Origin of the sequence: Rhodovulum iodosum, from assembly GCF_041020385.1 — a bacterium.
Taxonomy (GTDB): domain Bacteria; phylum Pseudomonadota; class Alphaproteobacteria; order Rhodobacterales; family Rhodobacteraceae; genus Rhodovulum; species Rhodovulum iodosum.
In genome coordinates this window covers 14329-33221 of sequence record NZ_JBEHHI010000002.1, presented here as the reverse complement: position 1 = coordinate 33221, position 18893 = coordinate 14329, and the positions used below count along the sequence as shown (strand labels likewise).

The window sequence follows — 18893 nt, the reverse complement described above, 5'->3', positions numbered from 1 at the left end:
GCAAACTCCACTGCCCAACCCGTTGATATTGACTTTGAAATCCTTTGCCCGCCTAATTGACTCGTATCCGAGTCGGGGGAGCACGATGGGAAACAAGACATTGACGCGGATCGATCTCAGCGAAGCGGTGTTTCGCGAGGTCGGATTGTCCCGCAACGAATCCGCTCAACTCGTGGAGAGCGTCCTGCAACACATGTCGGATGCGCTGGTTTCCGGCGAGACGGTCAAGATCTCGTCTTTCGGCACGTTCAGCGTGCGTGACAAGGCCGCGCGCATCGGGCGCAACCCCAAGACCGGCGAAGAGGTGCCGATCCATCCGCGGCGCGTGCTGACCTTCCGGCCGTCGCATTTGATGAAAGAACGGGTGGCCGCGGGCAACCGCGGCTAAGGCGCGCGGGATATGGAGAAATCGCCCGAGGCTTTCCGAACGATCTCAGAGGTTGCCGACTGGCTGGACACGCCGGCCCACGTCCTGCGCTTTTGGGAAAGCCGGTTCAGCCAGATCAAGCCCGTCAAGCGGGCGGGCGGGCGACGCTATTACCGGCCCAGCGACATGCTGTTGCTGGGGGGCATCAAGAAACTGCTGCACGAGGACGGGATGACCATCCGCGGTGTGCAGAAAATCTTGCGCGAACAGGGGGTTCGCCATGTTTCGGCGCTGTCTGCGCCGGTCAATGGCGGCGAGGTGATCGACGCCGAGGCGAGCGAGGCCCCGATGGCCGAAGACGTCGTGCCCGAGCCTGAGGACAACGTGGTGGCGCTGAACGACACGCGCCACACCGCGCCCGCGCCGCCGCCCGAAGACGCGCCCGACACCCCGCCGCCCGACACGGCCCCGCCGCCCGAACCCTCGCCCGATACGGCCCCGGCCCCGGAGTCCGCACAAGAACCGGATGGCGCGACACAGGCCGCCGACGCGGCCCCTGGCCCCGATGCGGGCGCCCCGCCGGACGAGGGCCCGGAGCCCGGCGTCGAAGCGCCCGCCGATGCCACCGCCGCCAGCCCCGGCCCCGAATCCGAGATGCCGCCACCGCCCACCCCGCTCGGGGCCGGTCTGCTCGCCACCGACCCGGAAGATGACGACCCGGCCTTTGCGCCGATCGTATCGCCCATGACCACGCTGCTGCGCCGCCCCGCCGCGCGCGCCGCGCTCGGCGCGCTGCCCGCCGATCGGCTGGCCACGCTGGAAGAGCGGCTGTCGGCGCTGCACGACCGTCTGATGCGCCCCGACGGGGACGAAAAGCGATAGGATTTGCGTCTTGCCCCCGCGCGCAGACATGGTAATACACGCCCCACGTCGGGCTATGGCGCAGTCTGGTAGCGCGTCCGTCTGGGGGACGGAAGGTCGCAGGTTCAAGTCCTGCTAGCCCGACCATTACCGATAAGCCGCCCGCGCCCGGACAGGGCGGCGGGCGTTTCGGTTTCGGGGCCGGGCACGAGGCGGAGAGCACGCATGGACACGGGCACCGGGGTTCTGCCCTCGCAGGAAATCGAGGCCATGCTCGCCCGCGGCGAGATCGCCGCCGACACGCCCCCTGCCCCCGATCAGGTCCAGCCCGCGTCGCTCGATTTGCGCCTGGGCCCGGTGGCCTACCGCGTGCGCGCCTCGTTCCTTGCCGGCGAGGGGCGCAGCGTGGCCCGGCGCCTCGCCGATTTCGAAATGCACCGCATCGACCTGTCAGCGGGCGCCGTGCTGGAAAAGGGCTGCGTCTACGTCGTGCCGCTGATGGAGCGGCTGGCGCTGCCCGCCGACGTGCAGGCGGTGGCCAATGCCAAAAGCTCGACCGGCCGTCTCGACCTGCTGACCCGCGCGATTACCGATGGCGGCACCGAATTCGACCGCATCGCCGCGGGGTATGACGGCCCGCTTTATGCCGAGATCTGCCCGCGGTCCTTTTCGGTGCTGGTGCGCCCCGGTATGCGGCTGAACCAGATCCGGTTCCGGCGCGGCCAGGCCGTGCTGAGCGATGCCGAGCTTGGCGCCCTGCACGCCGAGCAGGGGCTGGTCACCGGCGGCCCGGCGGTCATTTCCGGCGGCCTGGGCTTTTCCGTCGACCTGCGCCCGGCGTCGGGCGATTTGCTGGGCTACCGCGCCAAGCCGCATGCCGGCGTCATCGACCTGGACCGGATCGGCGCCTACGACCCCGCCGAATACTGGGAGGAGATCCGCAGCGACAGCGGGCAGGTCATCCTCGATCCGGGCGCCTTTTACATTCTGGTCAGCCGCGAAGCGGTGCATATCCCGCCCGACTACGCCGCGGAAATGGCGCCCTATCTGGCGATGGTCGGCGAATTCCGGGTGCATTACGCGGGCTTCTTCGACCCCGGATTCGGCCATTCCGAGGCCGGAGGCACCGGATCTCGGGGTGTTCTCGAGGTCCGATGTCACGAAGCGCCTTTCGTGCTGGAACACGGTCAGGTTGTAGGCCGGCTGGTCTATGAACGCATGGCGGGCCGTCCCCGGCGGCTTTATGGAGCCGACATGGCGTCGAACTACCAGGGCCAGGGGCTGAAGCTTTCCAAACATTTTCGGGTGATCTGAGGCGCTTACGCGCGGGTCCGGCCAGTCCGTCGCCGCGGCAAAGGATGAGTCACGCGCGCGTGATACGCCCTATCGTTTAAATTGTTTTTTTTAATCTTGTATAGGTATAATTTTTGAAATTTTATTGCTTATCTCACGAATCATGCGCTAGCGTCTGTCCAGCACCCCGGAACAGCATACCACCGTATTCCGGGGTGATTGGGAAAAAAGGGGGACACCACATGAAACCGTTTTTGACGGGAAGCGCCGCATTTGCGGCAGGCATTGCGCTCTTTGCAGCCGTGGCCACGGCGCAACAGGACTTCACGCCGGATTACGCGATCGAGGACGACGCCGCCGATTTCGCGACGGAGGCGCCGGCCAATCCGTCCGAGCCCTGGATTTTGGCAGCCGGGGGGAGGATTTACGACAACTGGTGGGAGGCCTTGAACAGGCCGGCGCCGCACTACATCACCCATCCGTCCTACCCGGAGGTCGGGCAGAAATCGGGTGCGGAGACCTGGCGGTGCAAGGAATGCCACGGCTGGGATTACGCCGGGGTGCAAGGCGTCTACCGCGCAGGCAGCCATTACACCGGCATCAAGGGGATCGAGGGCGCCAAGGGAAAATCGGTGGCCGAGATCTTCGAGTTGCTGCGCGGCCCGGTCCATCTCTACAACCGCGAGATGATCCCGGACGATGCGCTGGCGCGGGTCGCGGCCTTCGTTTCGCGCGGCCAGTTCGACATGTCGGGCTATATCGACCCGTCGACCCGGCAGATCGTGGCCGGCGACATCAACCGCGGCCGCGAGGTCTTTCAGACGATCTGCGCCGCGTGCCACGGCTTTGACGGGCGCAAGCTGAACTGGGGCGGTCCGGGCGAGGATGCCTATATCGGCACCGAGGCCGTCGATGTGCCCGATGAGGTCTTGAACAAGATCATGCACGCCCATACCGGGGTCGAAATGATCAACCTTCAGGCCTTCGGCCCGGAGTTGGCGGTCGACGTGCTGCGCTACACCAGCACCCTGCCCACGGAATAGAGCAGTGACGACGCGGGGCCGCCTCTGCCTTTCGGCGGGCGGCCCCGTGCCTTTCGGGGCCTGACGCCCCGGCCAGGTGCACCCGGGACGGCCCGCCGGTAAACGGCACGCCAGAGGCCGCGCGGGGCGGGCGACACAACTCTTCAGACCGCATCACAGCCACGCCGCGCATCGGGGCGGTCTTTCATGAAAAGTCGGATTTCCGGGTGACGCGACCAACCCGGCGCCATACTAAGCGGCATGGCCCGCCCATCGGGCCGGCCAGCGGCCTTGCCCTAGGCCTCGACCGGTTCGATCAAGTCGGGACCGCTGGCCCGGTTGGAATTTACCGCCCTGCCCACCCGGTAAAGCCGCAACACGCCCTCTGCGGCCGGGCGCATCAGCACCGCCGCGCCGTGCCCCTCTTCGCCCAGCCAGAGCGGCCAGTCGGCGGCCTCCAAAATCACCGGCATCCGGTGATGGACCGGTGCCATCTCGGCATTCGCGTCGGTGGTGACGATGGCGCAGGTCGTCAGCGCCTCCTCCGCCTTCTCCCAGTCCTGCCAGATGCCGGCGAGGGCCATCGGCGCGCCATCGGCGCGGGTGACGTACCAGGGCAGCTTTTCGCCCGCCCGCCCCGTGTGCCATTCGTAAAACCCCGAGGCCGGCACCAGGCACCGCCGCGACCGCGCCGCCGCGCGAAAGGCGGGCTTTTCGGCCAAGGTGTCGGCGCGGGCGTTGATCAGCAGCGGCCCGTCGGTCGGGCTCTTGTACCAGTGCGGGACAAAGCCCCAGCGCATCGGCCTGAGCCGCCTTTGACCCTCGGCGCTGGTAACGACCGCCACATCGTTGGTGGGGCACACGTTGTAATTGGGTCCCTCGGGCAGATCGTTCGATGGCACGGCCTCGAAAAGCCGCGCCATCGCCTCGGTCGGGTGGGTGATGGAAAACCGTCCGCACATGGGGCGAGCATAGCCCGGACCGGCACCGGGGATCAAAGTCAGGGCGCGCGCGGTCGCCACGCACGCGCGCGCGCCCGATGGCCGTTATTCGACGGCGGTGATGCGCCCGTCGGTATAGGGCTGGTAGGGCGCGTTCGCGGCCAGGTACTCTGCCGTCACGTCGGCCAGGTCGGGCCCGAAGTCGTAGACGTCCGAGGCATTCACGAACATCTCGTAGCCGTCGCCGCCGTTGCGCACGTAGTTGTTGGACACCACGCCATAGGTCGCGTTCGGGTCGATGGGCGCGCCGCCCACCATGACATCGACCACCCGGCTGCCCGGTTCGGCCGCCGGGTTCCAGGTAAACGTCATGCCCGCCACCTGCGGGAAGCGCCCGGCGCCGTCCTCGACCTGGCTCAGCCCGTTTTCCAGCGCATCGACGATGGTCTGGCCCGAGACGAAAAAGGTCGAGAGCGTGTTCTGAAACGGCAGCACGGTCAGAACCTCGCCCATGGTCACCGGCCCCGCGTCGATCGAGGCGCGCAGGCCGCCGCCGTTCTGGAAGGCGATCTGGATGCCCTGGTCCCTGACCCGGTCGAGCATCGCGTCGGCCACCAGGTTGCCCATCGGGCATTCCATCGCGCGGCAGACCGAGCGGTCGCCCTCGATCGCCTCGGCGGATTCGGCCACCACCTTTTGCCGGATTTCCTCCAGCGGGCCGGCCAGCTCGCCGATGCGCGCCTTGGTGTCGGCGTCCTCGGTCACGGCGGCATCCATGATCAGCGGCTCGCCCACGGCCTCGGTGATCTCGCCGGCATCGTTGAAGGTCACGTTCAACTCGCCCAGGAACTTGCCGTAGGCATAGGCCGACACGATGGCGGTGCTGCCGACCATGGTCGGATAGGGCCCCTCGGCCCGGTCCGACGTGTTCGACAGGTAGGTGTTGGTGTGGCCCCCCACGATCACGTCCACCCCGGTGGTTTCGGCCGCGACGCGCTGATCGACGGCATAGCCCGAATGGCTGAGCACGATGATCTTGTTCACGCCCGCCTCGGTCAGCTTGTCCACCTCGGCCTGCACCGCGCCCACCGGGTCGGTGAAGACGATGTTGGGGCCGGGGCTGGCCAGTTCGTCGGTATCCTGCGGCGTCAGGCCGATGAGGCCCAGCTTTTCGCCGCCGCGCTCGATCACCGTGGATTTCTCTATGGCCCCGGTCAGGAGGTCTTCGCCCGAAATATCGGCGTTCGACATAAGGATCGGAAAGTCGACCGCGTCGACGAAACCGCGCAGCACCTCGGGGCCGTCGTCGAATTCGTGGTTGCCCACGGTCATCGCGTCATAGCCCATCTTGTTCATCATCTCGGCCGCGACCTGGCCCTTGTAGTAGGTATAGAAAAGCGTGCCCTGGAACTGGTCGCCGCCATCGACGAGGATGAAATTGTTGGTCCGCGCCTTGGCCGCGTCGAGCGCGCTCACCAGCCGCGCCGAGCCGCCGAAACATTCGCCCGCGGCGTTGTCCTCTTCCGAACAGCCCGAATCGTATTTCGAGATCGGCTCGAACCGGGCGTGGAAATCGTTGGTGTGCAAAATGGTCAGCGAATAATCGGCCTGGGCCATCCCGGCCGACAGCGCCAATACCGCAGCGGTAGAGAGGATGCGCGTTTTCATGTCTTGAGTCCCCTGTTGGTTAACATCCCCGAATGTGGCGCGCGGCCCGGGGGACTGTCAAAAGGTTCCGCGCGCTGCGGCCCCTTTCCCCGAGAGGCAAGGCACCCCGATCGGGTCCGGCGCGGACCGGGCCGCGGCAATCACCCGCCGGCGCACCGCCCGCGCACCGGCCGCGCAAGGGGCCGGGTGTCCCATTGACCCGGCCCGAATTGCGGGGCATCACCTAGCCCCATGCTGATCTACAAGATCTTTCGACGGGCGGAATGGGATGCCCTGCGCGCGGCGGGACGCACCGCCGGGGCACCGGTCGATCTTGCCGACGGCTTTATTCATTTCTCGACCGCCGAACAGGTGACCGGCACCGCCGAAAAGCATTTCGCCGGGGAAAGCGACCTCGTGCTGGTCGCCGTCGAGGCGGACCGGCTGGGCGACGCCCTGAAATGGGAGCCCTCGCGCGGCGGCGCGCTGTTTCCGCATCTCTACCGCGAGCTGCGGATGGCCGAGGTGGTGTGGGACAAGTCGCTGCCGATGGGCGCCACCGGGCATATCTTCCCCGAGGGTGTGGTATGAACCCGCTGGAACGCGCGGGCCTTGCGCTGCTGCACCGGATGGACCCCGAACGCGCCCATACACTCTCGCTGTCCGCGTTGAAATCGGGGCTGGTGCCGCTGCCGGGGCCGGTCAGCACCCCGCGGCTGAAAACCAGGCTCGCCGGGCTCGACCTGCCCAACCCGATCGGGCTGGCCGCGGGGTACGACAAGAACGCCGAGGCGCTGGCGCCGCTGGCGCGCGCGGGCTTCGGCTTTGTCGAGGTGGGCGCGGCCACGCCCCGGCCGCAGCCGGGCAACCCGCGCCCGCGCCTCTTTCGGCTGACCGGGGACCGCGCCGCGATCAACCGCTTCGGGTTCAACAACGACGGCATGGTGGCAATCGGCGCGCGGCTGGCCGCCCGGCCCGCCGGCGCGGTGATCGGGCTGAACCTGGGCGCCAACAAGGACAGCACCGACCGCGCGGCCGATTTCGCCGCGGTGCTGGCCCATTGCGGGCCGCATGTGGATTTCGCCACCGTGAACGTCTCTTCGCCCAATACCGAGCGGCTGCGCGATCTGCAGGGCAAAGCGGCGCTTTCGGCGTTGCTGGCCGGGGTCATGGCCGCGCGGGCCGACCTGCCCCGCGCGATCCCGGTGTTTCTAAAGATCGCGCCCGATCTGTCGGACGCCGAACTGGAAGAGGTTGCCGAGGTGGCGCTGGAGCGTGCGATTTCGGGGATCATCGCCACCAACACGACGCTCGCCCGTGGCGGGCTGACCAGCCCCCATGCGGCAGAGGCCGGCGGGCTGTCGGGCGCGCCGCTTTTCGCCCGCTCGACCCGGGTGCTGGCCCGGATTTCGGTCCTTACGGAGGGCCGGCTGCCGCTGATCGGCGTGGGCGGCGTGGGCTCGGCCGAAGAGGCCTATGCCAAGATCCGCGCCGGGGCCAGCGCCGTGCAGCTTTATACCGCGCTGGTTTACAGCGGGCTCGGGCTGGTGGCCGAAATCGCGAACGGGCTCGACCGGCTCTTGGCGCGCGACGGGTTTGCCAGCGTGGCCGAGGCGGTCGGCACCGGACGGGAGGAGTGGGCATGACGCAGGTGGTGATCTGGCACAACCCGCGCTGTTCGAAATCGCGCGCGGCGCTGAAGCTGATCGAGGACCGCCGCATCGCGCCCGTGGTGCGCCGCTATCTCGACGACCGGCCCAGCCTGGCCGAGCTGCGGCTGGCCCGCGATACGCTGGGACTGCGGGCGGTCGAGATGATGCGGGTCAAGGAAAAGACCTTCCGCGAGTTGGGCCTGTCGCAGACCGACGAAGACGAGACGCTGCTGGCCGCGATGGCCGCCCATCCGATCCTGATCGAACGCCCCGTTGTGTTCGCCAACGGCAAGGCCGCGCTGGGCCGCCCGCCCGAGCGGGTGCTCGACATCCTGTGAGCGGCGGTTTTCCCGGCTCGGCCATGCGAGAGGTAGGTCCACGTTTGCCCCGACCTGCGCAGCCCGCTCATTTGCTATTGCGGATGGCGAAATCGCAACTTGGCGCTTCAACGCCACCGTCCGTCCGAGCCGGACGCGCTCGGACGCTCGGACGGACAAACCGAGGCGAGATAACATTTCCCGGCTAAAACAGCGGCTTGGTGGTGCCCCCAGAGAGACTCGAACTCCCGACCCTCTGATTACAAATCAGATGCTCTACCAGCTGAGCTATAGGGGCGCTGGACCTGATCTAGCCGCCACCAGCCGCGCGCGCAAGGATTTCGCGGGCTCAGCGGTTGGCGCGTGCGAGGAAGGCGACGGCGATCAGCCCCACCGCGCTGACCAGCAGCGCGGCCGGGGCGGCATCGCCGAGGTTTTCCAGGCTCGCCTTCTCGTAGACGCGCGTGGCCAGCGTGTTGAAGTTGAACGGGCGCAGCAGCAGCGTCGCCGGCAGCTCTTTCACGCAATCGACGAAGACCAAGAGCAGCGCGGTGCCCACGGTGGGCCGGATCAGCGGCAGGTAGACAGCCCCCAGCGTGCCGCGCGCGCTGCGGCCCAGCGACCGTGCGGCCATCGGCAGGCTGGGTGCGATCCGGCCCATCGCCGCATCGGCGGCCCCTTGCGCGATGGCGAAAAAGCGCACGCCGTAGGCATAGATGATGGCAAAGGCCGAGCCGGTCATGACGAGGCCGATATCGACGCCCAGGGCGCCCTCCACCGCGTCGGCCAGCGCGTTGTCGGCGGCGGCCATCGGGATCAGCAGGCCCACCCCCAGCACCGCGCCGGGCGCGGCATAGCCGATGGTGGTGACCGGCAGCAGCAGCTTGGGCAGCATCCGCCCCGTCAGCCGCACCCCGTAGACGAGAAACAGCGCCGCCGTCACCGTGCCCAGCGCCGCCAGCCCGCCCACCGTCAGCGTGTTCCACAGCGCGCGCAACAGGCCCGGGTCGATCCATGCCCCCCCTGCGCCGAAGGCGTGGGAGGCCAGAACGCCGACCGGCAGCACGAAGCCCACCCCGACCGGCAGCGCGCAAAGCGCCGTCATCGCCCAGCCCGCGGCGCCCGTCACCCGCACAGGGTTGAGCGGCCGGTGATGGCGGGCGATATTGTGAAAGCGCAGGTTGCGGCGGCTGACCTTTTCCAGCGCCACAAGCGCCAGGATCATCGCCAGGATCACCATCGCGATCTGCGCGGCGCCACCGGCATTGCCGCTTTCCAGCCAGACCGAGAAGATGCCGGCGGTCAGGGTCTGAACGGCGAAATAATCGACCACGCCGAAATCGTTCACCGTTTCCATCATCACGATGGCCGCGCCCGCGGCGATGGCCGGGCGTGCCAGCGGCAGGCCGACGCGGGTGAACAGCCCCCAGGGCCCCGCGCCCAGCGCGCGCGCCACCTCGTAGGCGCCGCCGGACTGTTCGCGGAAGGCCGTGCGCGCCAGCAGGTAGACATAGGGGTATAGCGCCGCCGACAGCACCAGGATCGCCGCACCGCGCGAACGGATCTCGGGGAACCAGTAGTCGCGCGCGCTTTGCCAGCCCATCAGGCCGCGCAATCCGGTCTGGACGGGTCCGGCATATTCCAGGAAATCCACCAGCGCGTAGGCGCCGACATAGGCCGGGATCGCCAGCGGCAGCAACAGCAGCCAGTCCAGCCAGCGCGACAGCGGAAACCGGTACATCGCCACCATCCAGGCGGCCCCCGTGCCCATCGCCGCAGACAGCCCCGCCACGCCGGCCATCAGAACACCGGTATTGCCCAGGTAGCGCGGCAGCGTGGTGTTAAGAAGATGCGGCCAGACATTCTCGGCGGGGTTGAGCGCCAGCCACAGCACCGAGGCGATGGGCATCAGGACCGCCGCGGCGATCAATACCGCACCGACCGACCAGGGGTCGGGCCAGAGGCGGCGGGCTGGTAACCGAGTGTTTTGCTCAACCATATCGCCGCTCTACAGGAAAGCCGATTTACTGTCCACAAATCCTCGTATAGTCACGTCATACGCGTGTGAGAGGCAACACGGAGAGCGACATATGCAGCTCGTCTATCATATCGGGGCGCATTGCACCGACGAAGGGCTGCTGATGAAATGCCTGCAGAAAAACCGAAAGCGGCTGGCCGAAGAGGGAATCGTCGTGCCCGAGCCGGCGCGCGCGCGTCCCGTTCTGCGCGAGTCGATGATCTCGCTGCGGGGCAAGCCCGCACCGCGTGAGTTGCAGGAAACCATGCTCGACGCGATGATGGACGAGGACGGGGCCCGGCGGCTGATCTTTTCCAACGAGTCCTTCATATGCATGCCCGCCAAGGTGCTGCAAGAGCACATGCTCTACCCCATGGCCGGGGAAAAGGCGACCTGGCTCGCCCAGTTGTTCCCCGAGGCGGGGTGCGAGTTCCACCTCGCCATCCGCAACCCCGCCACGTTCGTCCCCGCGCTTTTCGCGCGCTCCAACGAAAAGAGCTTCGAAGGGTTCATCGCCGGTGCCGATCCCGGGCGGCTGGCCTGGTCGGACGTGGTGCGCCGTATCCGCAACGCCAACCCCGATGCCGAGTTCACCGTCTGGTGCAACGAGGACACGCCGCTGGTCTGGCGCGACGTCTTGCGCAGCTTGTCCGGCCACGGCCCCGAGACCGAGCTTGAGGGCGCCGACGCGTTACTGGCGACGATCATGACCGAGGGCGGGCTGAAGCGTATGCGCGCCTACCTCGCCAGCAATCCGCCCAAGACCGAGCTGCAGCGCAGCCGCGTCGTGGCCGCCTTCCTCGACAAGTTCGCGATCCCCGAGGCGCTGGAGATGGAACTCGACGTGCCCGGCTGGACCGAGGACCTGGTCGAGGACCTGACCGAGGCCTACGAGGAAGACATTTTCGCCATCGAACGCATGGATGGCGTGAACTTCATCGCGCCCTAGGCCGGGGGCGCCGGGCGGCGCCCCCAAACGCCCCTACGCCAGCAGGTCGAACACGCCCCCGCCGATCTCGATATTGATCTCCGCCTCGCCGCCGCCGTCGATCAGCGCCCACATGATCTGGCCCGTGGGGCGGTAGATCACGAAGGCCTCCTCGACGCCCGCGGTGCCGGCATCCTCGGTCTCGACGAAGGTCACGCGGAAATCGTCGGCGCTGGCCGAAGCGTTGCCGAACAAGAGCACATCGCCCTCGGCCGAACTGTAGTCCTGGATCCAGTCCGACCCGTGGTCGGCCACGCCCAGATGGTAGAACTTGTCCGCCCCGGTGCCGCCGTTGATCCGGTCGTAGCCGAAGCCGCCATTGACGAAATCGTCGCCCGCCCCGCCATAGACGAGGTCCGAGAGCGCCGAGCCGGTGATCACATCGTCGTCGTCCTGCCCCTGCAGCTCGTCGGCGCCGAACCCGCCCGAGATCCGGTCATTGCCGGCCATCCCGTAGATCAGGTCATTGCCGTAACCGCCGTTGAGGATGTCGTCGCCGTTGCCGCCATAGATGATGTCGCGCCGGTCGTCTTCGGTATCGCCACCCTCGATCGTGTCGGCGCCGTCGCCGCCATTGATCGTGTCCGACCCGTCGCCGCCGCTCAGCGTGTCGTCGCCGTCGCCGCCAAGCACGCGGTCATCGCCCTCGCCGGCGTCGATCCGGTCGTCGCCCCCGCCGCCGTCCACCGTGTCGTCACCGCGCCCGGTGTCGATCCATTCGCCCTCGTCCGTGCCCTCGACCTCGTCATCGGCGTCGGACGTGCCGTAGATGAATTGCGACAGGCTTCGCTCGGCATCGGCAAAGACGAAATATTCGACACCGCTCAGCGTGTCGGTGCCCAGCGCGGAGGTGACTGTGACCGTGTCGCCGTCGAGCGTCACCGTGGCGCTGCCGAACTCCACGTCGAAGCGCGCGGTGTCTTCGCCCGCGCCGCCCTCGATCACGTCGTCCCCGCCGCGCCCCTCGAACACCTCGTCGGCATCGCTGCCGACCATCGTGTCGTCGAAATCGGTGCCACGAAGGCGATAGGTCGCGCCAATCACCGTGTCGGTGTCGCCGAACGGGTCGATGATCGTCCCGGCGGCCAGGTCGGCGTCGATGCCCTGGCTCGCGCCCAGCCCCTCGTCGCGGCGATAGTCGAGCGTGACGCGGCCCGCCCCGGCGATAAAGGTGTCATCGCCCTGGAACCCGCGAAAGCGGACATGCTCGTCCGGGTCGTCGCTGCCGGTGAAGGTATCGGCACCGGCAGTGCCGAGGATCATTTCCATCCCGCTGATCGTGTCACTGCCGCCATAGGTGTCGGTCGCGGTGCCCGCGGCGATATCGACGGACACGGCCAGCGGCCCGTCCTCGTCGAGATAGCTCAGCGTGTCGTAATCGGTCTCGCTGCCATCCTCGCCGCCGATTATCACGTCGTTGCCGAGGCCGCCGACAAAGCCGTTTTCGCCGGCCCCGCCGACCAGCCGGTCGGCCCCCGTCCCGCCGAGCAGCACGTCGTCCCCGACGCCGCCGCGCAGGATATCGTTGCCCGCTTCGCCAGAGATGAAATCGTTGCCGGCGCCCCCGGCGATCACGTCGTTGTCGTCGAACCCCTGGATCACGTCGTCCTGCGTGATCGCCACGCCGGGAATGGCGGCCAGGCGGATCGCATCGCCGGGCGCAAAGCCGGAGCCCGCGTCGGGCGTGTCCACCGACTCGATCCGCTCGTCGAAGGCCAGGAAATCGTTGGCGGTTTCGAACACCGGCAGCACGTCGCCGCCAAGGCGGAAGATCAGGTCGCGCCCATCGGAGAATTGCAGGTTCAGCACGTAGACCGTATTGCCCGACCACTCGACCTGCAGCACCGAGATGCCCTCGATCTCTTCGTCTTCGCCGTCGATCAGCTCGCGATAGCTGTCGAGCGCCACATCGACCAGCGGCATGCCTTCGTCGTCGCGCCCCACCGTCTCGTAGCTGAACGAGGTCGTGCCATCGGGCACGATCAGCGCAAGTTCGACGGTTTCAATCGGGGTCGCCCCGGGGGCGTCATCCACGGGAAGGCCGAAGCCCTGGATCGTATAGGTTGTCATCTGGTCTCCTGTCGCGCGTAGATATTACTTTAAGTTTGTCCGATAAAAACTTGAGTTATAAACATTATATGTCAACACCCAAGCGCCTTTCGGGCATGGATTCCGTGCCGTGTTGTTGCGATGTCCTCAGATCAGCAGGTCGAAAACGGTGCCATCGATTTCGATATTGATCTCTGCCTCGCCGCCGCCGTCGATCAGCGCCCACATGATCTGGCCCGTGGGGCGATAGATCACGAAGGCCTCTTCCACGCCCGCCGTGCCGGCCGAGGCCGTTTCGACGAAGGTCACGCGGAAATCATCGGCGCTGGCCGCGGCGTTGCCGAACAAGAGAACGTCGCCCTCGCCCGAACTGTAGTCCTGGATCCAGTCCGACCCGTGGTCGGCCACGCCCAGATGGTAGAACTTGTCCGCCCCGGCCCCGCCATTGATCCGGTCGAAGCCGAAGCCGCCATTGACGAAATCGTTGCCCGCCCCGCCATAGACGAGGTCCGAGAGCGCCGAGCCGGTGATGACATCGTCACCATCCTGCCCTTGCAACGTGTCCGCGCCAAAGCCCCCCGCGATAGTGTCGGCGCCGCCCATCCCGAAGACCTGGTCGTTGCCGTAGCCGGCGTCGATGAAATCGTCGCCCTCGCCGCCGTAGATCACGTCGCGCAGGTCGGCCACGGTCTCGCCGCCATAGATCGTGTCGTTACCGGCGCCGCCGTTCAGTGTGTCGGGCCCGTCGCCGCCATGGATCGTGTCGTCGCCATCGTCGCCGGTCACATGGTCGGCGCCGCCCCCGGCCATCAGCGTATCGTCGCCGCCGTTGCCGGAAATCTCGTCGTCGCCATTGCCGCCGGTCAGCTCGTCGGCCTCGTCCGATCCCGAAAGGACCATGCCCTCGACGGGGCCGCCCTCCAGCATGTCCTCGACGGTGAAAAGACCGTCTGAAAACTCGAACCGCTCGATCCCGCGCAGGGTGTCGGTGCCTTCGGACGACGACACGGTCAGGGCCGAGCCGCTTTGGGTGACGGTGGCCGACCCCGCGGCGATGCCGAACACGGCCGTGTCGATGCCGTCGCCGCCCACCAGCACATCGTTGCCGGCCCCGCCGGCCAGATGGTTGTTGCCCGCGTTGCCATAAAGCACGTTGGCCCCGGCCCCGCCGGTCAGGCTGGCGCCGGCCAGGCCCAGCAGGGCGGCATCGGCGATGCCCGAGACCAGCGTCAGGCTGGTTGCCGATTTCAGGAAGGTGCCGCCGAGAATGTCGAGCTTGGCATTGCCGTCAGATGTATCGACGCGCACCACGCTGGTGCTGCCCGCCGCGGTGATCGTGACCTCGGTCGCGGCCGAAGACGACACGCCCAGCGAATAGCCGCCCGCCGCGGCGGTGCTGGCCGAGGCGCCCCCCGAGGACAGGCTGACCCCGCCGGTGCCCTCGCCGACCGAGTAGAACTCGTCGCCGTCGCTGTCGGTATAGGCCACGCCGGTGACGACGACGGTGCGCCCGGATGTGGCGAAATTCTCGGTCAGCATCGAGCTGCTGTAGGCGGTGCCGCTTTGAGTGAAAAAGCCCTGCACCTGTGCCACGCCGATCTCGCGGAACCCGTCATCCAATAGGTTCGCGCGGTGTCCGGCCGACAGGAACAGGCCCTCGTGATGGGCCAGGATCGACGCGCCCAGATCGATCGTACCGGTCGTGCCCTGCCAGGCGATGTTCTCGCCCGTCGACCACGGAGAGGTCAGGGTATAGCCGGCATCGCGGATGCGGTCGGTACTGGAACTGCCGGCCGCGCCGGTATGGCTGAACGTATCGGCCGACAGCATCCAGGCCGAATGAGCCTGGGCCGCCGCCTCGATGAACGTATTGGGCGCCAAGACCTGCTTGGGCGTTGCGTTCAGCGTGCCCGCGGCCAGCCCATCGTTTAGGTCCGACAGCCCGTACCGCGCGGCCTCGCCCAGCGGGTCGAGCCGGGCCCGGTTGATAAGCTCGATAAGATACTGCTCGTTTGCCGTGATTGCCATGTAACTGCCCCGTCCGATTTTTTGGCAACAATACCCGTCGCATCACGGATTTCAAAGCCAACTGGCGATATTGCGGCGAAGTTTGGGCCTATGCGCCCAAAGCGCATGGAAAAGGCGGCGCAGCCGTGCCGCGCCGCCCCTCTGCCCTGCGTCACGCTCAGGCCAGCAGGTCGAACACCTCGCCGCCGATCTCGACATTCAGGCTGGCCTCGCCGCCGCCGTCGACCAGCGCCCAGACGATCAGGCCCGCGGGCCGGTAGACGACGAACGCCTCCTGCACGTCGTCCTCGCCCGACCGCCCGGTTTCGGGCGACGAGGTATGGGTGAACCGCACCGTGAAATCGTCCGCCGAGGCCGTGGCATCGCCGAAGAGCAGCACGTCGCCCTCGGCGGCGGTGTAGTCCTGCACCCAGTCCGAGCCGTGGTTGGCGATGCCGAGGTGATAAAAGCTGTCGGCCCCTGCGCCCCCGTTGATCCGGTCAAAGCCGAAGCCCCCGTTGACGAAATCGTCGCCATCCCCGCCGAAGACGAGGTCGGACAGCGCCGAGCCGGTGATCACGTCGTTATCGGCCTGCCCGCGCAGGTCGTCGGCGCCGAAGCCGCCGGCGATGGTGTCGTTGCCGCCGCCGCCGAACACCTGGTCGTTGCCGTAACCGGCATCAATGGTGTCGTTGCCGTCGCCCCCGAGGATCACGTCGCGCCGGTCGGCCGAGGTGTCGCCGCCGAGGATCGTGTCGTCGCCGTCGCCGCCATTGATCGTGTCGGTGCCGTCGCCGCCCTCGATGACGTCATCGCCACCGAGGCCGAACAGGGTGTCGGCCCCGCCCAGCCCGCGCAGCGTATCGGCGGCCTCGCTGCCCGAAAGCTCGTCGTCGCCCTCGGTGCCGGTGATTTCGGCCGCGCCCACCGCGACGCTGCCCGTGGCGGCGCTGGTCACACGCTCGTCCGTGCCGCCGCCATCGGTGTAAGAGACGCGCACCGAAATCGCGGCGCCCAGATCGGCATCGGTCAGCGTGTAGCTGGCCGCCCCGGCCCCCGATATCGCGCTGCCGTCGCGCAGCCAGGCATAGCTGAAGGCGCCCAGCCCGTCCGGGTCGTCCAGCGCGCCGGTGTCGGCGGTCAGCGTCTCGCCCACCCGGGCGGCGCCGGCGATATCGACGCCCCCCTCGGGGTCGTCATTGACGTTCACCACCGCCGCACTCGCCGTGCTGGCCACGCTCTCGGCGCTGTCGAAATTGTCGACATAGCGCAGCTCGGCCACGATCTCGGCGCCGACATCGGCCTGGGTCAGGGTGTAGGTCGCGCGCCCGTCGCCATCCACCGGGCCGGCGGCGGAGGCGATCTCGGCCCCGTCGCGCAGCCAGTGCACCCTCATCGTCGCAGCGACGATCCCGTCGAGATCGGTGACGCGCGAGGCATCGGCGGTAAGCGTTTCGCCTTGCCGCGCGGTGCCGGTCAGGCGCACCTCGCCCTCGGGCGCATAGTTGCGCGGTACGTCCTCGAAGATCAGCGCGCTGCCGTCATCCAGCGACAGCCGCCGGTCGCCGCCGACGGTATCGACGGCAAAGCCGGTGCCCTCCACGCTGTCTGTCCCGACCTCGAAATCGCTGATCGTATCGGTGCCGCCGCCCGCGGCCAGCACCACCGTATCGGCCCCCTCGCCCAAGGCGATGATGTCGGCCCCGGCGCCGCCGTCCACGCGGTCGTTGCCTGCGCCCGCCCGGATCTCGTCATCGCCGTCGCCGCCGGCGACCGTGTCGTCGCCCGCGCCCGCATTCACATAGTCGCCGCCATCGGCCATCGCGATCACATCGTCGTAGGGGCTGACCGGCAACCGGTCGATCTCGGCCAGGAACACGTCGCCGGCCGCGTTGGTATCGTCTTCGACGATATGCGAATTGTGCGATTGAAACACCACGTATTTCCCGTCGGCCGAGACCTTCGCATCGGACGAGGAGAAGCCGCGCGCCACGCCGTCTTCGTCGCCCGAGGCCAGGCGCAGATCACCGGTTAAGCGGTCGTAGACGAAGATATCGGGCTGCGAATAGCTGTCGGCGCCCATGCCGAGGTTGTTCGCCTCGCTGGTGAAGGCCACGAAGCGGCCGTCGTCGGAGATGCTGGGCGCCGAACTTGCCCGGTCGGGCTCGCCGCCCTCGGCGCCGAAGGTCAGCCGCTCCAGGCTGTCGTCGACACGGTCGTAGACGAAAACGTCCTCGACCCCGTTCGTGTCGTCGGCCACCAGGTTGGTGGCGTGGGATGAAAAGGCGACATAGCGGCCGTCGCCGCTGATGCTGGCCTGGTAGCCGTTATAATAGTCGGCGTCGCCGACCTCGCCCGCGGCGTTCTTCGTGATCAGCGTGTAGCTGTCGGTGTCGCGGTCGAGCAGGTAGAGATCGCCCACCGACCTCGTGTCTTCCACGGTGAACGCAAGCGGCGAGTAGAAGGCGACATAGCGCCCGTCGTCCGACAAGCTTGGCCTGAAAGAGCTGGCGCTGCTGCCCGAGCCGAACACGTCGACCACCGCGTGGGTGGCGGTGTCGACGATGCGGATCGTGTTGCTCCAGGCCACGCTCGGCGTGTCAAAGCGCGACGCGATGGCCAAGAGCGACCCGTCCTCGTTCAACGAGAACTCGTAATCCATATAGGTGCCTTCGTAGACCAGGCTCACTTCGCCGCTGTCGCGGTCGTAAAGGTACAGGTCATCGGTGGTGTCGGTGTCGGATGGCACCAGTTGCTGGGCGTGCAGGAAGGCCACGTAGCGCCCGTCGCCCGAGATCGACGCTTGCCCCTCGAACGTCTCAAGGCCCGGGTCATAGCTAGTCGGATCGTTGTCGCCGACGATCACCTCGCCGGCATCCGGCGCGGTCCGGACGATCGCCTCGCTGGTCCCGGTCAGGCGGTCGTAGACGTAGAGATCGCGCACGATGCCGCTGACATAATGGGTGAACACGGTGTACCGCCCGTCGCTGGAGACCTCGCCGTAATAGGATTGCTGTCCCCAGTCGAACTCGGCCCCGTTCACATCGACCGATGCCCGCGCGGCGAGCGTGCCGGGATAGGCGGCCCAGCCTTCGGGCGCGGTCCAGCCGCCGGCAAAGGCCCAGCTTCCCGCGCCCAGCACGTCCTCGGCGGCCACGACCTCGGCCCCGGTCAGATGCGCCAAGAGGCCGGTCAGCGCGCGGCCCTCGGCCCCCTGCCCGGACGCGCAGGCGGCCAGCACGATGCGCGCGTCCCCGGCCAGATGGGCGCGCCAGCCGGCCAGTGTCTCGGCGTTGTCGGCCAGTGTTTCGGCGCTCAGCCCCGCCGCACCCAGCGCGACCCGCCCCGGCGTGCCGTGGGCGACAAGCACCAGTTCGCTCACCGGTGCGTTCGCGGCCAGCGCCGCGCCGATGGCAGCCAAAGCGTCCGGATGCGCGCCGAGATGCAACACGCGCGCCTGCGCGGGCACGGCCCGATCCAGAAGCGCCAGGTCGTCGAGCCGGGCATCGAAAACATAAAGCGCGCGCCGCGCGGCCGGGATGCGCGACAGCGATGCGGTGAACTGGGAAACGGGATGTAGTGGCATGTTGGCTCCACGACTTGGGGTTGACTCAAGTCAAATGAAGTCACACGCGTCCACCCGCCACTTTGATCTGGCACAAAGCGGCGGAGAAAGTAGCAATCTCAAAAACATAATAGAGGCGGCGCAGCGGGGCTGCACCGCCTGTCGAG

14 protein-coding genes and 2 tRNA genes are annotated in these 18893 nt (G+C 67.6%); 9 read left to right on the top strand and 7 right to left on the bottom strand.

The genetic code is table 11. The features are described from left to right. The first annotated feature begins 85 nt into the window (after nt 1-85). The 5 genes from ihfA (at nt 86) to Ga0609869_RS09185 (ending at nt 3564) form a co-directional block, all read left to right on the top strand. A complete protein-coding gene (ihfA, locus tag Ga0609869_RS09205) occupies nt 86-388 on the top strand; it encodes an integration host factor subunit alpha (protein ID WP_125403171.1) in 303 nt (100 codons plus the stop codon). 12 nt (nt 389-400) lie between these two features. Further along, the gene (locus Ga0609869_RS09200; protein WP_125403172.1) at nt 401-1249 is read left to right on the top strand and encodes a MerR family transcriptional regulator; all 849 of its coding nucleotides are present in this window, start codon (nt 401-403) and stop codon (nt 1247-1249) included. Between the two features lie 49 nt (nt 1250-1298). Next, nucleotides 1299-1375 (top strand) — tRNA-Pro (locus Ga0609869_RS09195). A 78-nt stretch (nt 1376-1453) separates the two neighbouring features. After that, a complete protein-coding gene (locus tag Ga0609869_RS09190) occupies nt 1454-2542 on the top strand; it encodes a 2'-deoxycytidine 5'-triphosphate deaminase (protein ID WP_125403173.1) in 1089 nt (362 codons plus the stop codon). Nucleotides 2543-2763: 221 nt separating this feature from the next. Continuing rightward, a complete protein-coding gene (locus Ga0609869_RS09185) occupies nt 2764-3564 on the top strand; it encodes a c-type cytochrome (protein ID WP_125403174.1) in 801 nt (266 codons plus the stop codon). A gap of 275 nt (nt 3565-3839) precedes the next feature. On the opposite strand, the gene Ga0609869_RS09180 is transcribed toward Ga0609869_RS09185, so the two are convergent. Together Ga0609869_RS09180 and Ga0609869_RS09175 are read right to left on the bottom strand one after the other, a co-directional pair. Then, on the bottom strand, nt 3840-4505 hold the full coding sequence (locus Ga0609869_RS09180) for an SOS response-associated peptidase (RefSeq protein WP_125403175.1): 666 nt from the start codon (nt 4503-4505) through the stop codon (nt 3840-3842). An 84-nt stretch (nt 4506-4589) separates the two neighbouring features. Beyond that, nucleotides 4590-6152 carry a bifunctional metallophosphatase/5'-nucleotidase gene (locus tag Ga0609869_RS09175; RefSeq protein WP_125403176.1) on the bottom strand — a complete coding sequence of 521 codons (1563 nt, stop codon included), beginning with the start codon at nt 6150-6152 and terminating at the stop codon, nt 4590-4592. 231 nt (nt 6153-6383) lie between these two features. Between Ga0609869_RS09175 and Ga0609869_RS09170 the strand changes: the two genes are divergently transcribed. Genes Ga0609869_RS09170 through arsC form a run of 3 tightly spaced genes read left to right on the top strand, consistent with a single transcriptional unit; the run spans nt 6384 to nt 8121 of the window. Then, on the top strand, nt 6384-6722 hold the full coding sequence (locus Ga0609869_RS09170; RefSeq protein WP_125403177.1) for a DUF952 domain-containing protein: 339 nt from the start codon (nt 6384-6386) through the stop codon (nt 6720-6722). After that, nucleotides 6719-7777 (top strand): quinone-dependent dihydroorotate dehydrogenase, encoded by a 1059-nt coding sequence (locus Ga0609869_RS09165; RefSeq protein WP_125403178.1) that lies wholly within the window; start codon nt 6719-6721, stop codon nt 7775-7777. The genes Ga0609869_RS09170 and Ga0609869_RS09165 overlap by 4 nt, the downstream gene beginning before the upstream one ends. Then, nucleotides 7774-8121, top strand: a complete 348-nt coding sequence (gene arsC / locus Ga0609869_RS09160; RefSeq protein WP_125403179.1) for an arsenate reductase (glutaredoxin) — start codon at nt 7774-7776, stop codon at nt 8119-8121. The genes Ga0609869_RS09165 and arsC overlap by 4 nt, the downstream gene beginning before the upstream one ends. Before the next feature lie 201 nt (nt 8122-8322). Here the strand turns inward: arsC and Ga0609869_RS09155 are convergent. Together Ga0609869_RS09155 and Ga0609869_RS09150 are read right to left on the bottom strand one after the other, a co-directional pair. After that, a tRNA-Thr gene (locus Ga0609869_RS09155) sits at nt 8323-8398 on the bottom strand. Nucleotides 8399-8449: 51 nt separating this feature from the next. Beyond that, nucleotides 8450-10099, bottom strand: coding sequence for an ABC transporter permease (locus Ga0609869_RS09150; protein WP_125403180.1), 1650 nt, complete (start codon nt 10097-10099; stop codon nt 8450-8452). Between the two features lie 91 nt (nt 10100-10190). On the opposite strand from Ga0609869_RS09150, the gene Ga0609869_RS09145 reads away from it, so the two are divergent. Beyond that, nucleotides 10191-11066, top strand: a complete 876-nt coding sequence (locus Ga0609869_RS09145; protein WP_125403181.1) for a hypothetical protein — start codon at nt 10191-10193, stop codon at nt 11064-11066. Between the two features lie 33 nt (nt 11067-11099). On the opposite strand, the gene Ga0609869_RS09140 is transcribed toward Ga0609869_RS09145, so the two are convergent. The 3 genes from Ga0609869_RS09140 to Ga0609869_RS09130 form a co-directional block, all read right to left on the bottom strand. Continuing rightward, on the bottom strand, nt 11100-13175 hold the full coding sequence (locus tag Ga0609869_RS09140) for a calcium-binding protein (RefSeq protein ID WP_125403182.1): 2076 nt from the start codon (nt 13173-13175) through the stop codon (nt 11100-11102). A gap of 126 nt (nt 13176-13301) precedes the next feature. Beyond that, entirely contained in the window at nt 13302-15182 is a 1881-nt protein-coding gene (locus Ga0609869_RS09135) for a CAP domain-containing protein (protein ID WP_125403183.1), read from the bottom strand. A gap of 157 nt (nt 15183-15339) precedes the next feature. Beyond that, nucleotides 15340-18747, bottom strand: coding sequence for a DUF4347 domain-containing protein (locus Ga0609869_RS09130; protein ID WP_125403184.1), 3408 nt, complete (start codon nt 18745-18747; stop codon nt 15340-15342). Nucleotides 18748-18893: the final 146 nt, after the last annotated feature.

Coding starts and splice junctions, on each gene's coding strand:
- ihfA (WP_125403171.1), top strand. CDS start 86: ATGGGAAACAAGACATTGACGCGGATCGATCTCAGCGAAGCGGTGTTT.
- Ga0609869_RS09200 (WP_125403172.1), top strand. CDS start 401: ATGGAGAAATCGCCCGAGGCTTTCCGAACGATCTCAGAGGTTGCCGAC.
- Ga0609869_RS09190 (WP_125403173.1), top strand. CDS start 1,454: ATGGACACGGGCACCGGGGTTCTGCCCTCGCAGGAAATCGAGGCCATG.
- Ga0609869_RS09185 (WP_125403174.1), top strand. CDS start 2,764: ATGAAACCGTTTTTGACGGGAAGCGCCGCATTTGCGGCAGGCATTGCG.
- Ga0609869_RS09180 (WP_125403175.1), bottom strand. CDS start 4,505: ATGTGCGGACGGTTTTCCATCACCCACCCGACCGAGGCGATGGCGCGG.
- Ga0609869_RS09175 (WP_125403176.1), bottom strand. CDS start 6,152: ATGAAAACGCGCATCCTCTCTACCGCTGCGGTATTGGCGCTGTCGGCC.
- Ga0609869_RS09170 (WP_125403177.1), top strand. CDS start 6,384: ATGCTGATCTACAAGATCTTTCGACGGGCGGAATGGGATGCCCTGCGC.
- Ga0609869_RS09165 (WP_125403178.1), top strand. CDS start 6,719: ATGAACCCGCTGGAACGCGCGGGCCTTGCGCTGCTGCACCGGATGGAC.
- arsC (WP_125403179.1), top strand. CDS start 7,774: ATGACGCAGGTGGTGATCTGGCACAACCCGCGCTGTTCGAAATCGCGC.
- Ga0609869_RS09150 (WP_125403180.1), bottom strand. CDS start 10,099: ATGGTTGAGCAAAACACTCGGTTACCAGCCCGCCGCCTCTGGCCCGAC.
- Ga0609869_RS09145 (WP_125403181.1), top strand. CDS start 10,191: ATGCAGCTCGTCTATCATATCGGGGCGCATTGCACCGACGAAGGGCTG.
- Ga0609869_RS09140 (WP_125403182.1), bottom strand. CDS start 13,175: ATGACAACCTATACGATCCAGGGCTTCGGCCTTCCCGTGGATGACGCC.
- Ga0609869_RS09135 (WP_125403183.1), bottom strand. CDS start 15,182: ATGGCAATCACGGCAAACGAGCAGTATCTTATCGAGCTTATCAACCGG.
- Ga0609869_RS09130 (WP_125403184.1), bottom strand. CDS start 18,747: ATGCCACTACATCCCGTTTCCCAGTTCACCGCATCGCTGTCGCGCATC.